This window comes from Geopseudomonas sagittaria, from assembly GCF_900115715.1.
GTDB classification, from domain to species: domain Bacteria; phylum Pseudomonadota; class Gammaproteobacteria; order Pseudomonadales; family Pseudomonadaceae; genus Geopseudomonas; species Geopseudomonas sagittaria.
In genome coordinates this window covers 451,576-464,453 of the sequence record NZ_FOXM01000001.1, presented here as the reverse complement: position 1 = coordinate 464,453, position 12,878 = coordinate 451,576, and the positions used below count along the sequence as shown (strand labels likewise).

The 12,878-nt window shown below is 68.1% G+C and carries 13 protein-coding genes and 1 tRNA gene; 8 read left to right on the top strand and 6 right to left on the bottom strand.

Annotation, left to right across the window (positions count from 1 at the left end; genetic code table 11):
- The first annotated feature begins 161 nt into the window (after positions 1 to 161).
- From BM297_RS02350 to BM297_RS02315, 8 genes are all read left to right on the top strand, one after another.
- Entirely contained in the window at positions 162 to 824 is a 663-nt protein-coding gene (locus BM297_RS02350; protein ID WP_092427883.1) for a paraquat-inducible protein A, read from the top strand.
- Positions 811 to 1,431 carry a paraquat-inducible protein A gene (locus BM297_RS02345; protein WP_092427880.1) on the top strand — a complete coding sequence of 207 codons (621 nt, stop codon included), beginning with the start codon at positions 811 to 813 and terminating at the stop codon, positions 1,429 to 1,431. The genes BM297_RS02350 and BM297_RS02345 overlap by 14 nt, the downstream gene beginning before the upstream one ends.
- A complete protein-coding gene (locus BM297_RS02340) occupies positions 1,424 to 3,706 on the top strand; it encodes a PqiB family protein (RefSeq protein ID WP_092427878.1) in 2,283 nt (760 codons plus the stop codon). Before BM297_RS02345 ends, BM297_RS02340 begins: the two co-directional genes overlap by 8 nt.
- 110 nt (positions 3,707 to 3,816) lie before the next feature.
- Complete coding sequence (locus BM297_RS02335; RefSeq protein ID WP_092427876.1) at positions 3,817 to 5,364, top strand: 2-isopropylmalate synthase; 1,548 nt, start codon at positions 3,817 to 3,819, stop codon at positions 5,362 to 5,364.
- The gene (locus BM297_RS02330) at positions 5,361 to 6,167 is read left to right on the top strand and encodes an energy transducer TonB (protein ID WP_092427874.1); all 807 of its coding nucleotides are present in this window, start codon (positions 5,361 to 5,363) and stop codon (positions 6,165 to 6,167) included. The genes BM297_RS02335 and BM297_RS02330 overlap by 4 nt, the downstream gene beginning before the upstream one ends.
- Positions 6,164 to 6,616 carry a ribosomal protein S18-alanine N-acetyltransferase gene (gene rimI / locus BM297_RS02325; RefSeq protein ID WP_092427872.1) on the top strand — a complete coding sequence of 151 codons (453 nt, stop codon included), beginning with the start codon at positions 6,164 to 6,166 and terminating at the stop codon, positions 6,614 to 6,616. The genes BM297_RS02330 and rimI overlap by 4 nt, the downstream gene beginning before the upstream one ends.
- A gap of 90 nt (positions 6,617 to 6,706) precedes the next feature.
- The gene (locus BM297_RS02320) at positions 6,707 to 8,038 is read left to right on the top strand and encodes a flavin monoamine oxidase family protein (RefSeq protein ID WP_092427870.1); all 1,332 of its coding nucleotides are present in this window, start codon (positions 6,707 to 6,709) and stop codon (positions 8,036 to 8,038) included.
- Between the two features lie 268 nt (positions 8,039 to 8,306).
- Entirely contained in the window at positions 8,307 to 9,224 is a 918-nt protein-coding gene (locus BM297_RS02315) for a DMT family transporter (protein WP_092427868.1), read from the top strand.
- Here the strand turns inward: BM297_RS02315 and BM297_RS02310 are convergent.
- The 6 genes from BM297_RS02310 to BM297_RS02285 all read right to left on the bottom strand — a co-directional run bounded on the left by BM297_RS02310 (position 9,221) and on the right by BM297_RS02285 (position 12,833).
- Positions 9,221 to 9,577: a hypothetical protein gene (locus tag BM297_RS02310; protein WP_092427866.1), complete on the bottom strand. Its 357-nt coding sequence runs from the start codon at positions 9,575 to 9,577 to the stop codon at positions 9,221 to 9,223. The genes BM297_RS02315 and BM297_RS02310 overlap by 4 nt on opposite strands.
- A 239-nt stretch (positions 9,578 to 9,816) precedes the next feature.
- Positions 9,817 to 9,893, bottom strand: a tRNA-Met gene (locus BM297_RS02305).
- A 147-nt stretch (positions 9,894 to 10,040) separates the two neighbouring features.
- Entirely contained in the window at positions 10,041 to 10,532 is a 492-nt protein-coding gene (locus BM297_RS02300) for an Lrp/AsnC family transcriptional regulator (RefSeq protein WP_092427864.1), read from the bottom strand.
- A 4-nt stretch (positions 10,533 to 10,536) separates the two neighbouring features.
- Positions 10,537 to 11,298 carry an ABC transporter ATP-binding protein gene (locus BM297_RS02295; protein WP_092427923.1) on the bottom strand — a complete coding sequence of 254 codons (762 nt, stop codon included), beginning with the start codon at positions 11,296 to 11,298 and terminating at the stop codon, positions 10,537 to 10,539.
- 99 nt (positions 11,299 to 11,397) lie between these two features.
- A complete protein-coding gene (locus tag BM297_RS02290; RefSeq protein ID WP_092427862.1) occupies positions 11,398 to 12,111 on the bottom strand; it encodes an ABC transporter permease in 714 nt (237 codons plus the stop codon).
- Positions 12,108 to 12,833: an ABC transporter permease gene (locus tag BM297_RS02285; RefSeq protein ID WP_394328001.1), complete on the bottom strand. Its 726-nt coding sequence runs from the start codon at positions 12,831 to 12,833 to the stop codon at positions 12,108 to 12,110. Before BM297_RS02285 ends, BM297_RS02290 begins: the two co-directional genes overlap by 4 nt.
- Between the last annotated feature and the right edge of the window lie 45 nt (positions 12,834 to 12,878).

Sequence of the window (12,878 nt, the reverse complement as noted above, 5' to 3'; positions counted from 1 at the left end):
GGAGCTTCTCCATGTGAGAGTAGGTCATCGTCAAGCACCTATACAGAAACCCCGATCAGCTAACGCTGGTCGGGGTTTCGGCTTTTCGGCATCCGTCGACCGCCAACGGCTGGCTGCTACGCTCGGATACAATGAGCGTGCTGCGTCCAGAGTGATGTCCCATGTCCGACCCCGCATCTGTTCCCGCCAGTGCACTGCAGGACCTGCCACTCGACGAGTTGGTGGCCTGCCATGAGTGCGATTTGCTGATGCGTAAGCCGCAGCTGCAGCTCGAGCAGAAAGCCTCCTGTCCGCGTTGTGGATTCGAGCTGTTCGCCCATCGTGCACAAGTGCAGCGTCGCAGTCTGGCGCTGGTGCTGACGGCGCTGGTGCTGTTCCTGCCAGCCAATTTCCTGCCGATCATGCGCCTCACCCTCCTGGGCCAGACCACCGAGGATACGCTCTGGAGCGGGGTGGTCAGCCTCTATCATGGCGGCATGGAGGTCGTGGCGTTGATCGTCTTCCTGTGCAGCATGGTCATTCCGCTGCTCAAACTGCTCTGCCAGCTGCTGGTGCTGCTCAGTATCCGCTGGCGGTTGGCGCTGGCCTGGGGCCGCCGGTTGTACCGTTCCTACCACCACCTGCGTGAGTGGGGCATGCTCGAGGTCTACCTGATCGGCATTCTGGTATCCATCGTCAAGCTGATCGACATGGCCGACCTTACCTTGGGCTCAGGCCTCTTCTGCTTCGTCGGTCTGCTGCTGGCCCAGATATGGCTGGAGGTGAGCATGTCGCCCCACCAGATCTGGGAGGCGCTGGAGGATGACGGACATGCGCGCGATTGATGCCGGCATTCTGGTGTGCAGCGAGTGCCACCAGCTGAATCGCCGGATGTCGGTGGCGCATCAGCACTGCCGACGCTGCGGTGCGCGGCTGCATCCGCGCCGCCCGAACAGCATCGCGCGGACCTGGGCGCTGCTGTGCACGGCAGCGCTTCTCTACATCCCGGCGAACCTGCTGCCGATCATGACGGTCAATCTGTTCGGGCAAGGCAGCCCGGCGACCATCATGGGCGGCGTGATCGAGCTGATCCATGCGGGCATGCTGCCCATCGCCCTGGTGGTATTCGTCGCCAGCATTCTGGTGCCGACGCTCAAGTTGTCGGGCATCGCCTTGCTGCTGTTTTCCGTGCAGCGCCATCAGCGGCTGTCACCGCGCCAGCGCATCGTCATGTTCCGCTTCATCGAGTGGATCGGCCGCTGGTCGATGCTGGACATCTTCGTCATTGCCATACTGGTGGCACTGGTCAGCTTCGGCAACCTGGCCAGTGTCGAGGCTGGCAGTGGGGCGATGGCTTTTGCTGCCGTGGTGGTGCTGACCATGCTGGCAGCGCTGACCTTCGACCCCCGGCTGATCTGGGACAACACCGACGCGGACCCCGCTCATGACTGAACTCGAACAGCCCAATATCCGCAAGACCAGCAGCTGGTCTGCCATCTGGGTGTTGCCGCTGCTGGCCCTGGTGATCGGCCTCTGGCTGCTCTGGCGTGCCTTCAGCGAAGCAGGCATGGATGTCCAGGTGCATTTTGCTGACGGCGACGGCATCCAGGTCAACAAGACCCAGGTCATGTACAAGGGGATCGCCGTGGGCAAGGTGGTCGGCCTGCATGTCAGCGCGGACATCCAGGGGGTGGATGCCACCATCGAAATCAATCGCGAGGCCCAGGACTACCTGAGCAAGGACACCCGCTTCTGGCTGGTCAGGCCGCGGGTTTCGCTGGCCGGCGTGACGGGGCTGGAAACCCTGGTGTCAGGCATCTACATCGCCATCGAGCCGGCCAAAGGCAAGCTGGTCCGTGAGTTCAAGGCGCTTGCCGAGCCGCCGCCGCTGGCGGACAGCCTCCCGGGACTGCACATCACCCTCAAGGCCGATCGCCTCGGCTCCATCGATCGGGGCAGTCCGGTGTTCTACCGGCAGATAAGGGTCGGCCAGGTCAAGAACTACCGGCTCGGCGAAGACCTGCGCACCATCGAGATCCAGATCTACGTCGAGCAGCCCTATGCGCATCTGGTGCGCAAGCACACGCGCTTCTGGAATGCCAGCGGCATCAGTTTCAGCGGCGGCCTGTCCGGCTTCAAGTTGCGAGCCGAATCGCTGGTCAGCATCGCCACCGGCGGCATCGCCTTTGCCACCCCCGAGCATCGTCAGGATAGCCCGCCAACCGATCCGGCATTCCCCTTCCGTCTCTACGAGGACTTCGAGGCGGCGGAGACCGGGTTCAGGGTCCAGCTGCAACTGGACAATGTCAGCGGTCTGCAGCCGGGGCGCACGCCGGTGGTGTTCAATGGCGTGCAGGTGGGGACGCTGAGGAAACTCGACATGGGGACGGATTTCTCCAGGCCCATGGCCGAGCTGACCATGGACCCGCGTACCGAGGAGCTGCTGTTGAACAGCAGCGAGTTCTGGGTGGTCAAACCGTCGATTTCGCTGGCCGGCATCACCGGCCTTGAAGCGCTGGTGCAGGGCAACTTCCTCGCCGTGCGTTTCGGCAAGGAGGGCGTCCCGGCACGCGAGTTCAGCGTCCGCGCCAAGGCGCCGCCACTGAACGTCGACGCCCCCGGTCTGCACCTGCGTCTGGCCGCCGAGCGACTGGGGTCGCTGGATGTCGGCACGCCGATTCTGTACCGACAGATACGCGTGGGCAGCGTGCAGAGCTACCAGCTTGCGGAGAACCGCCGCGAGGTGATGCTCGATGTGCACATCGAGCCGGATTACGCCGCCTTGGTCAATGCGTCGACGCGCTTCTGGAATGCCAGCGGCATCAGCCTGAAAGGCGGCCTGTCGGGAATCGAGGTGAAGAGCGAGTCGCTGCAGACCCTGGTGCTGGGTGGCATCGCCTTCGATACCCCCGACCTGAAGGCGGCACCGGTGGCGCGCTTTCGGCGCTTTGCGCTGTTCGCCGACGAGAAGCAGGCGCTCGCCCTGGGTCGGCTGATCGAGCTGCGTGCCGCGCGCAGCGACGGCCTGCGCGAGGGGACGCCGTTGCGCTTCCGCGGGCTGGATGTCGGCCAGGTGGAGCAGATACGCCTCAGCGACGACATGGCGGCGGTGCTGCTCCAGGTGCGCGTTACCGAGGCCGAAGAGCGCATCGCCCGCGCGGGCAGCCGCTTCTGGGTGGTGCGTCCGGAGTTGGGTCTGGCACGTACGGCCAATCTCGATACCCTGGTCAGCGGTCCCTATCTGGAAGTGCAGCCGGCGGCGCGGGCGGGAGCGCGGCAGAGCATCTTCGAGCTGCAGGCCCAGGCACCGCAGGCGCTGGCCGAGGAGCCCGGTCTGGCGCTGGTGCTGAGTGCCGCCCGCCGCGGCTCGGTCGTCACGGGAGATGCCGTGAGCTATCGGGGGGTGCCGGTGGGCAAGGTGACCCGTCTGGAGCTGGGACCGCGTGCCGACCGCGTGCTGATCCATATCCGCATCGAGCCGCAGTATGCCGCGCTGGTACGCGGCGGCAGCCGCTTCTGGAATGCCAGTGGCGTCGACGTCGACTTCGGCCTGCTCAAGGGCGTGCAGGTGCGCACCGAGTCGGTGGAGGCGATCATTGCCGGTGGCATCGCCTTCGCCACTCCGGAAGACCCCAGCCCGGTGCATCCAGGACAGACCTTCGCCCTGTTCGACGAGCCTCAGGACGAGTGGCTGCGCTGGGCGCCGAAGATCCCGCTCGGGCACTGATCGGCCAGCGGCGCGGTTCGATGCTTTCCCGGCAGCGGGATTCGGGCCACAATCTGCAGATGAATCGGCGTGCAACGACACGCCCGCGCCGGGATCACCAGGAGATCGACATGAGCAACGACCGCGTCATCATATTCGACACCACGCTGCGCGACGGCGAGCAGAGCCCCGGCGCGTCCATGACCAAGGAAGAGAAGCTGCGCATCGCCAAGGCGCTGGAGCGCATGCGTGTCGACGTGATCGAGGCGGGCTTCGCCATTGCCAGCCCGGGCGACTTCGAGGCGGTCAAGGCGATTGCCGAGACCATCAAGGACAGCACCATCTGCAGCCTGTCGCGAGCGCTGGACGGCGACATCGAGCGCGCCGCCGAGGCGCTGAAGAACGCCAACAGCGGGCGCATCCACACCTTCATCGCCACCAGTCCGATCCACATGCAGTACAAGCTGCGCATGCAGCCGGACCAGGTGATCGAGCAGGCGGTGCGCGCGGTGAAGAAGGCGCGCAGCCTGTGCGCCGACGTCGAGTTCTCCTGCGAGGACGCCGGCCGTTCGGAAATCGACTTCCTCTGCCGGATCATCGAGGCGGCCATCGACGCCGGCGCGCGCACCATCAACATCCCGGACACCGTCGGCTACTCGATCCCGCACCAGTACGCGGAAACCATGCGCCAGTTGCTCGAGCGCATCCCCAACGCCGACAAGGCGGTGTTCTCGGTGCACTGCCACAACGACCTCGGTCTGGCGGTGGCCAACTCGCTGGCCGCGGTGGTCGCCGGTGCGCGTCAGGTGGAGTGCACCATCAACGGTCTGGGCGAGCGCGCCGGCAACGCCGCGCTGGAAGAGATCGTCATGGCGATCAAGACCCGCCAGGACCTGCTCGGCGTGTATACCAACATCGAGACCGAGCACATCCTCAGCACCTCGCGGCTGGTCTCCGGCATCACCGGCTTCCCGGTGCAGCCGAACAAGGCCATCGTCGGTGCCAACGCCTTCGCCCATGAGTCGGGCATCCACCAGGACGGCGTGCTCAAGCACCGTGAAACCTACGAGATCATGCGCGCCCAGGACGTCGGCTGGAACGCCAACAAGATGGTCATGGGCAAGCACTCCGGGCGCAACGCCTTCCGTGCGCGCCTCGAGGAGCTGGGCATCGTCCTGCCCGGCGAGGCCGAGCTGAACGCCGCCTTCGCCCGCTTCAAGGAGCTGGCCGACAAGAAGCACGAGATCTTCGACGAGGACCTGCAGGCGCTGGTTTCCGACAGCCTCGGCGAGGAAGCGCCGGAGCACTTCAAGCTGGCCTTCCTCGAAGTGGCGAGCAAGACCGGCGAGGTGCCGCAGGCGCAGCTGGTGCTCAGCGTCGATGGCGTCGAGCACAAGGCCACGTCCAGTGGTGCCGGCCCGGTGGACGCCACCTTCAAGGCCATCGAGGCGATCGCCCAGTCGCAGGCCAACCTGCAGTTGTACTCGGTCAATGCCATCACCCAGGGTACCGACTCGCAGGGCGAGGTCACCGTGCGCCTGGAGAAGGGCGGGCGCATCGTCAACGGCAACGGCGCCGACACCGACATCCTCGCCGCCTCGGCCAAGGCCTATCTCAACGCGCTGAACCTGATGCAGGCCGGCGTCCACAAGACCCACCCGCAGGCGGACGGCGTTTGATCGACGAGCAGCAGCGCCGAGCCTACCTCGGCGCCATGCAGGTAACCACCTGGTTGCCGCGTACCGTGCTGCCGTTCGCTGCGCCGTCGCGCGCAGCGTTGCTGGCTCTGCCCGCAGCAGACGCCGAGCCGCAGCGCCGGCAGCGACCGGCGCCGGTCGGCGCTGCGCCGGCCGAGGTCGCCGCGTCGCCGGCGCAAAACCCGGTAGCGAAAAAGCCGCTTGCGCCGCGCAAGATCGCCGTGCTGCCGGTCAAGCCGGTAGCGGCCAAGGCAGCTGTTCCGGTCGTCGCAACGCCGCCGCTCGTCGAGGTGCGCCGCGAGGCGCCGCCGCGCTTCGTGTTGCAGGTGCTGCGTGCCGGCAACTGCCTGCTGCTGGTCGAACTGCCGACCGGCGAAGGCTTCGCCAGTCGCGATCCGGCCTATCGCCTGCTCAAGGATCTGCTGCATGCCGCCAGGCTGCCGGACAGTCCGCGCCCCCTCGGCGAGCCGATCCGCTGGCCGCTGCTGCGTGGCAACCGCGAATTCGACCAGGGCCCGGCGGCGGCGCGCGACTACGTGCGTGCGGTCCTGCAGGGCCAGCTGGAGCAAGAGGCGGCGGCCTGCATCTGGCTGATCGGCACTCCGGCCGTGCGCTTTGCCGGCGAGGAGGACGAGCTGGCCGTGTGCCGGGAGATCAGCCTGGGCGGGCTGGGCACTGCCTGGACCCTGCCGGGACTGGAACAACTGATGGAGGCTCCGGCGCTGAAGGCCGAGCTGTGGCAGAGCATGCGCCGCGCGATGCGTCGCTGGACGAGTGAACCATGACTGATGCGGTAAGTTTCCGGCGCATGAGCGCCGACGACCTGGATGCGGTACTCAAGATCGAATACGCCGCCTTCAGCCACCCTTGGACCCGCGGCACCTTCAGCGATGCGCTGACCTCCTACGAGTGCTGGGTGATGTTCGAGGGCAGCCAGCAGGTCGGTCACGGGGTGATCAACCTGATTCTCGACGAGGCTCACCTGCTCAACATCACCGTCAAGCCGGAAAGCCAGGGTCGCGGCCTGGGCCTGCGCCTGCTTACCCACCTGATGCAGCGCGCCCGCGAGCGCGGCGGCAACGACTGCTTCCTCGAGGTGCGCGCCTCCAACCAGTCGGCCTACCGCCTGTACGAGCGCTTCGGCTTCAACGAGATCGGCCGCCGCCGCGACTACTACCCGGCGGTGGGCGGGCGCGAGGATGCCCTGGTGATGGCCTGCCCGTTGTTCGACTGAGCCGCTGCGTTCTGCTTGTGTTCGACGCCGGCCCGCGGCAAGCGCGCCGGCGTTTCATCTTTGCCCTTTCGCTGTCTGGAACTCCTGCTGATGACGCTGCAAACCGCCGAGGTGATCGTGGTCGGTGCCGGCCTGTCCGGGCTGACGGCCGCCTGGCGGCTGGGCTGGGCCGGCAGGGACGTGCGCGTGCTGGAGGCCGCTTCGCGCATCGGCGGGCGCATCCTAACGCGCCCGTTCGCCGCCGGCCAGACGGTCGAGCTGGGCGCCGGCGGTGTCGGTGAGCGGCAGGTGGGTCTGCGTCAGCTGGTGAGCGAGCTGGGGCTGACGCTGGAGTCGTCGCCCGCCGAGCCGGCGTCCGCACTGCAGCGGCTGTACGGGCCGGCGCTGGCCGAGCTGCCCTGGCTGGCGCGCCTGCAGCTGCGCCGACTCTGGCAGCAGCTGGAGCGGCAGGCCGCCCTGCTGTCGCCCGAGCCGGCGCCGGAGCATGCCCAGGCGCTGGCGTTCGATCGGCAGAGCCTGGCCGACTGGCTGCGGGCGCGCTGGCTGGGGCGGAGTGCCCGGCAGCTGGGCGGCGAGATGGCCGAGTTGCTGTTCGCGGCGGCGCCGCAGGAGCTGTCCCTGCTGCAGGCGCTGCTGCAGCTGCGCCGCCAGGGTGGCGCGGCGGGGCTGGGCGAGCTGCGTCTCGGCCAGCGCCAGCAGCGTCCGCCGGCCGGCATGCAGGCGATCTGCCAGGGGCTGACCGCGCGCCTGGGCGAGGGGCTGATCCTCGACACGCCGCTGCTGGCTGTGGAGCAGGATGCGCGTGGCGTCGAGCTGATCACCGCGCAGGGCCGCTATCGCGCCGGACGGGTGGTGCTGGCGCTGCCGGCGCTGCTGCTGGTGCAGCTGGGCTTTTCCCCGGCACTGGCGGGCTGGCAGGATCACGGCCTGCGCCACCTGCTGCCGCAGGCCAGCCTGGATGCCCAGCTGCGCTACCCGCGACCGTTCTGGCGCGAGCGCCTGCCGCAGGTTGCGCTGCCGTCCAGCGCCGCCGGCTGCCTGCTCCTCGAGCAGCCGCCGCTGGCGAACGGCGAGGGCGTCTTGCGGGTGCGCCTGCATGGCGAGCTGGCGCGGCGCTGCGCTCGACTGGATGCGCCAGCGCGCCGGCAGCTGTTGCTGGATACCTTGGGCGGCCTGTTGGGCGAGCCGGCGCGCACGCCGCTGGAGTGCCTGCTGCAGTGCTGGGCCGACGAGCCATTTCTGCGCAGCGCCGCCGTGCAGTGGCCGGCCGGCGGCTGGAGCCTGCAGGCGCCGTCGCTGCGCCGGCCCTTGGGACGGGTGCACTTCGCCGGCGCCGACCTGGCCCGGCGCTGGCCGGGCAGCCTCGAGGGTGCGGTGGAGGCCGGCGAGCAGGCCGCCGAGGAAGTGCTGGCGCTGGGCTGAGGCGCGCTCGCCCGACCTCCCGGTGTAATCCACCTGCCTATGTCCATGCGGCCCTCTCCCCGCCGGTGGCCGGAGACGGCAGCGCGGGTGACGGGATTATCCGGCGCCTGCCCGGGCCGCGGCTTGCCAAGATGGCCCAGCAGTTCGTAAGGTGCCGGGCTGGTCTGCACAAGGAGTTGTCCATGCCCATCGCCTGTTTGCCGCTGCGTCTGCCCGAGCGGCGGCGCTCTTTCCCGCGCCTGGCCCGCGTGCGCGGGGAGTGCCGCCGATGAACCTGCGGCACCTGTGGGCGTCCGCCGGACTGCTGCTGTCCGCCCTGTGCTGGGCCGGCAATGCGCTGGTGGCGCGGGCGGTGTACGAGAGCATCCCGCCGATGTCGCTGGCGTTCTGGCGCTGGTCGCTGGCGCTGGCCATCCTCCTGCCGTTCGTCGCCCGCCCGCTGTGGCAGCAGCGCGCCACCGTGCGCAGTGCCGGCTGGCGTCTGTGGGTGGTGTCCGGGCTGGGCATCGCCTGCTACAACTCGCTGCTCTATCACGCCGCGCACAGCACCTCGGCGATCAACATCACCCTGCTCAACACCTGCCTGCCGCTGGCCACCTTCCTCGGCGCCGGACTGCTGCTCGGCGACTGGCCGGCGCGGCGCGCCTGGTTCGGCATGACGCTGGCCGCCCTGGGTCTGCTGCTGCTGATCGGTCGCGGCGATCCGGCGACCTTCCTGGCCCTCGACTTCTACCGCGGCGACCTGATCATGCTGCTGGCGGTGCTGGCCTGGGCGTTGTATTCGCTGCTGATGCGCCTGTGGGCGCCGCGTCTGGCGCTGCCGCCGCTGGCCCTGCTGGGGGTGATGATCCTCTTCGGTCTGCTGCTGATGCTGCCGTTCTACCTGTTCGAGCTGGTGCGCGTCGGCGGCTTCGCGCCGACGCCGCTGAGCCTCGGCGCCATCGGCTATACGGCGGTGTTTGCCTCGCTGCTCGCCTACCTGAGCTGGAACCACGGGCTCAAGGTGCTCGGCGCGGCGCGTGCCTCGCTGTTCAGCTACCTGATGCCGGTGTTCGCCGCGCTGCTCGGCTGGCTGCTGCTGGACGAGCGGCTGGCCTTCTACCACTGGCTGGGCGGGGCGCTGATTTTCGCCGGCCTGCTGCTGGCCACCCGGCCGGCGATGACGAAGGCGCTGGCCTCAAGCTAGCGCAGCGGCGAGTAGTTGTTCTGCGCGTGGCAGGCGGCCGGGTTGCGGCCACTCTTGCACAGCCGGGCGAAGGCCGGCTTGGCGCCCCGGCGACAGTCGCGGTAGCGCAGGGAACCTGGCTTCTCGTTCATGCACACGCTGGCGTAGTCGATGCGCCCGTCGTGTTCGCGCCACTGGAAGGTGCCGCGCTCGACGGTCTGGCGGCTTTGCCACGACCATTTGGCCGAGCGGGTGAGCGTCTTGGCGGTGGGGCTGCGTGTGGATCGGGGGGCTGTCACCACCGGAGGCGGTGGCAGACGATTGACGATCTCGCGGGGGCGATAGTTGTTCTCGTCGAATGCCGTCTGACGCACAGGCGATTCGACCGGTTGGGCCGCGCTGGCGCCGAGCAGCCAGCCGCCGAGGACGAGAAATACGAGTCGGGGTGCGCTACCCCGGGTGCGCTGCGGGACGACAGTCCTGGCTGCGTGCATGGTGCCTCCTGGCATGGGCGAGTAGCCCCGGATCCTTCCGGGCCCCTGCAGACTACCCTGCACAATTTTCCGGCACAACGAAAAAAGGGCCTGCATTGCTGCAGGCCCTTTCCTGAATTTGGTGGCTACGCAGGGACTTGAACCCCGGACCCCAGCATTATGAATGCCGTGCTCTAACCAACTGAGCTACGTAGCCAACGGCGCGCATTATTCTCTCCGACAGATCGCCTGTCAACCCCCGTCGCGCAGAAAATTCCAATCCGATCAAGTGCTTGCCATGGCCTGGGCGGTGGCGCCGGAAAGCCGGGCAACCGTCATCCCTGACGGCCCTGACGCGTGGTCCTCAGCCCGGCATCGGCGCGGGATTCTTCACCGTGGCCAGCTCGGGGTGGGCGACCAGCTTGTCGATGTGCAGCTCGGGGTTGTCCAGCCAGGTCTCGGTCAGCACCCGGTAGTGCTCCATGTCGCGGCAGCGCATGCGCAGGCTGTAGTCGAAGGTGCCGCTGATCAGCCGGCATTCGAGCACCTGCGGGCAGGCGCGCATGGTGGACTCGAAGGCCTTCTGCGCCGCGCGCCCGCTCTGGTTGGACAGCGCCACCAGCACCAGCAGGGACAGGCCGGGGGAGACCTGCTGCAGGTCGACGATGGCGCCGTAGCCGAGGATCACCCCCATGCGCTCCAGCTTGCGCACCCGCTCCAGGCAGGGGCGCGGCGTCAGGTGCACCAGCTCGGAGAGCTTCTGGTAGGTGATCCGGCCGTTGTGGCGCAGCACCTCGATGATCGCCTGGTCGATGCGGTCCAGGGGCAGGTTGTGGTCTTGGCTGGGCTCGGGCATGGCTTCATTTCAACCGGTTGGACAGGAACTGCTGCAGGCGCTCGCTGCGCGGCTGGTCGAGGATCTCGGCACCGCCCTGTTCCTCGACCCGTCCTTGGTGAAGAAACAGCACCTGGCTGGACACCTGGCGGGCGAAGCCCATCTCGTGGGTGACCATGATCATGGTACGACCTTCCTCGGCGAGTGTCTGGATCACCTTGAGCACCTCGCCGACCAGCTCCGGGTCGAGCGCCGAGGTCGGCTCGTCGAACAGGATGATCTCCGGCTCCATGGCCAGGGCGCGGGCGATGGCGACGCGCTGCTGCTGGCCGCCGGAGAGGAAGGCCGGGTACTGCCCGGCGACCCGCGCCGGCAGGCCGACCTTGTCCAGGTAGGCGCGGGCGCGCTCCTCGGCCTCGCGCGCCGGCACGCCGAGCACCTGGCGCGGCGCCAGGGTGATGTTGTCCAGCACGCTCAGGTGGCTCCACAGGTTGAAGTTCTGGAACACCATGGCCAGGCGGGTGCGCAGGCTCTGCAGCTGGGCCTGGTCGGCCGAGCGGACGCCGGCGCGGCTGTGCTGGATGCGGATGGTCTGGCCGTCGAGGCTGATGCTGCCCTGGTCCGGCTGCTCGAGGAAGTTGATGCAGCGCAGCATGGTGCTCTTGCCCGAGCCGCTGGTGCCGATCAGGCTGATCACGTCGCCGCTGCGGGCGTCGAGCGACACCCCCTTGAGCACTTCGTTGTCGCCGTAGCGCTTGTGCAGGTCGGCGACCCGCAGCTTGAACAGCTCGCCGGCGGCGACGCTGCGGGCCTGCGCCGCGGGGCGCGTGGACAGGATGCCGGCCGGTGCGGCAGAGATGGCATAGGCGGACTGGTTCATCACGTGTTACCCCCGGGTTGGGCCAAGAAAGGTCATCCAGCGACGTTCGGCGAGGCGGAACAGGCCGACCAGCAGGAAGGACAGCAGCATGTAGAGCAGGGCGGCGATGCCGAAGGCCTCGAAGGTCATGAAGGTGGCGGCATTGGCATCGCGGGCGACCTTGAGGATGTCCGGCACGGTGGCGGTGAACGCCAGCGAGGTGGCGTGCAGCATGAGGATCACCTCGTTGCCGTAGTAGGGCAGCCCCCGGCGCAGCGCCGACGGCAGGATCAGCCGTGCGTACAGGCGCCAGCCGCTCAGGCCGTAGGCGCGGGCGGCCTCGATCTCGCCGTGGGGAATGTTGCGGATGGCCCCGGCGAAAATCTCCACCGTGTAGGCGCCGGTGTTCAGCGCGAAGGCCAGCAAGGTGCAGTTGATCGCCTCGCGGAAGAAGCCGTCGAGCAGCGGTTGCGCGCGCACCACCTCCAGGCTGTACAGGCCCGTGTAGCAGATCAGCAGCTGGATATACAGCGGGGTACCGCGGAACAGGTAGGTGTAGAACTGCACCGGCCAGCGCAGCAGGCGGTTCGGTGAGACCCGGGCGATGGCCAGCGGCAGCGCCAGGACGAAGCCCAGGGCGATGGAGGCGACCAGCAGCCAGAGGGTCATGGCCAGGCCGGACAGGTTGTAGCCGTCGTGCCAGAGGAAGGCCGGGCCGTACTCGTTGAGCAGCTCGATCATGGCGCAAGCTCCTTGATCCCGGTGTTGTAGCGGCGCTCCAGCTGGCGCAGCAGCAGGTTGCTCAGGCTGGTGATCAGCAGGTAGACCAGGCCAGCGATGAGCAGGAAGTGGAACGGCTCGCCGCTGGTCTTGCCGGCGTTCTGTACCGCCTTGACCAAGTCGGCAAGGCCGATGATCGACACCAGCGCGGTGGCTTTGAGCAGTACCAGCCAGTTGTTGCCCAAGCCGGGCAGGGCGAAGCGCATCATCTGCGGGAACAGCACCAGGCGAAAGCGCTGCAGGGGGCCGAGGCCATAGGCGGTGGCCGCCTCCAGCTGGCCGCGCGGCACGCTGAGGATGGCGCCGCGGAAGGTCTCGGTGAAATAGGCGCCGTAGATGAAGCCGAGGGTGGCCGCGCCGGCGCTGAACGGGTCGATCTCCAGGTAGTCCCAGCCGAGCGCGTCGGTCAGCTCGTTGAGCCAGGTCTGCAGGCTGTAGAAGATCAGCAGGATCAGCACCAGGTCGGGCACGCCGCGGATCAGCGTGGTATAGCCCATGGCCAGCAGGCGCAGCGGGCGCCGCGGCGAGAGCTTGGCGCTGGCGCCGAGCAGGCCGAGCGCCACGCTGAGCAGCAGCGACAGCAGGGCCAGCTTCAGGGTCATCCAGATGCCCTGGAGCAGCAGCGGGCCGAAGCCGTGCAGCTCGACGACGGGCAGGCCGAGGGAATGCAGGAGGTCATTCACGATGGAATACCTGTTCGGAAGCGAGGGCGGAGCCCGCCCGCCGTT

Excerpts from the sequence above, each read along its gene's own strand:
- BM297_RS02345 (WP_092427880.1), top strand. The coding sequence starts at position 811 with ATGCGCGCGATTGATGCCGGCATTCTGGTGTGCAGCGAGTGCCACCAG.
- BM297_RS02335 (WP_092427876.1), top strand. The coding sequence starts at position 3,817 with ATGAGCAACGACCGCGTCATCATATTCGACACCACGCTGCGCGACGGC.
- BM297_RS02350 (WP_092427883.1), top strand. The coding sequence starts at position 162 with ATGTCCGACCCCGCATCTGTTCCCGCCAGTGCACTGCAGGACCTGCCA.
- BM297_RS02300 (WP_092427864.1), bottom strand. The coding sequence starts at position 10,532 with ATGCCCGAGCCCAGCCAAGACCACAACCTGCCCCTGGACCGCATCGAC.
- BM297_RS02290 (WP_092427862.1), bottom strand. The coding sequence starts at position 12,111 with ATGATCGAGCTGCTCAACGAGTACGGCCCGGCCTTCCTCTGGCACGAC.
- BM297_RS02315 (WP_092427868.1), top strand. The coding sequence starts at position 8,307 with ATGAACCTGCGGCACCTGTGGGCGTCCGCCGGACTGCTGCTGTCCGCC.
- BM297_RS02340 (WP_092427878.1), top strand. The coding sequence starts at position 1,424 with ATGACTGAACTCGAACAGCCCAATATCCGCAAGACCAGCAGCTGGTCT.
- rimI (WP_092427872.1), top strand. The coding sequence starts at position 6,164 with ATGACTGATGCGGTAAGTTTCCGGCGCATGAGCGCCGACGACCTGGAT.
- BM297_RS02320 (WP_092427870.1), top strand. The coding sequence starts at position 6,707 with ATGACGCTGCAAACCGCCGAGGTGATCGTGGTCGGTGCCGGCCTGTCC.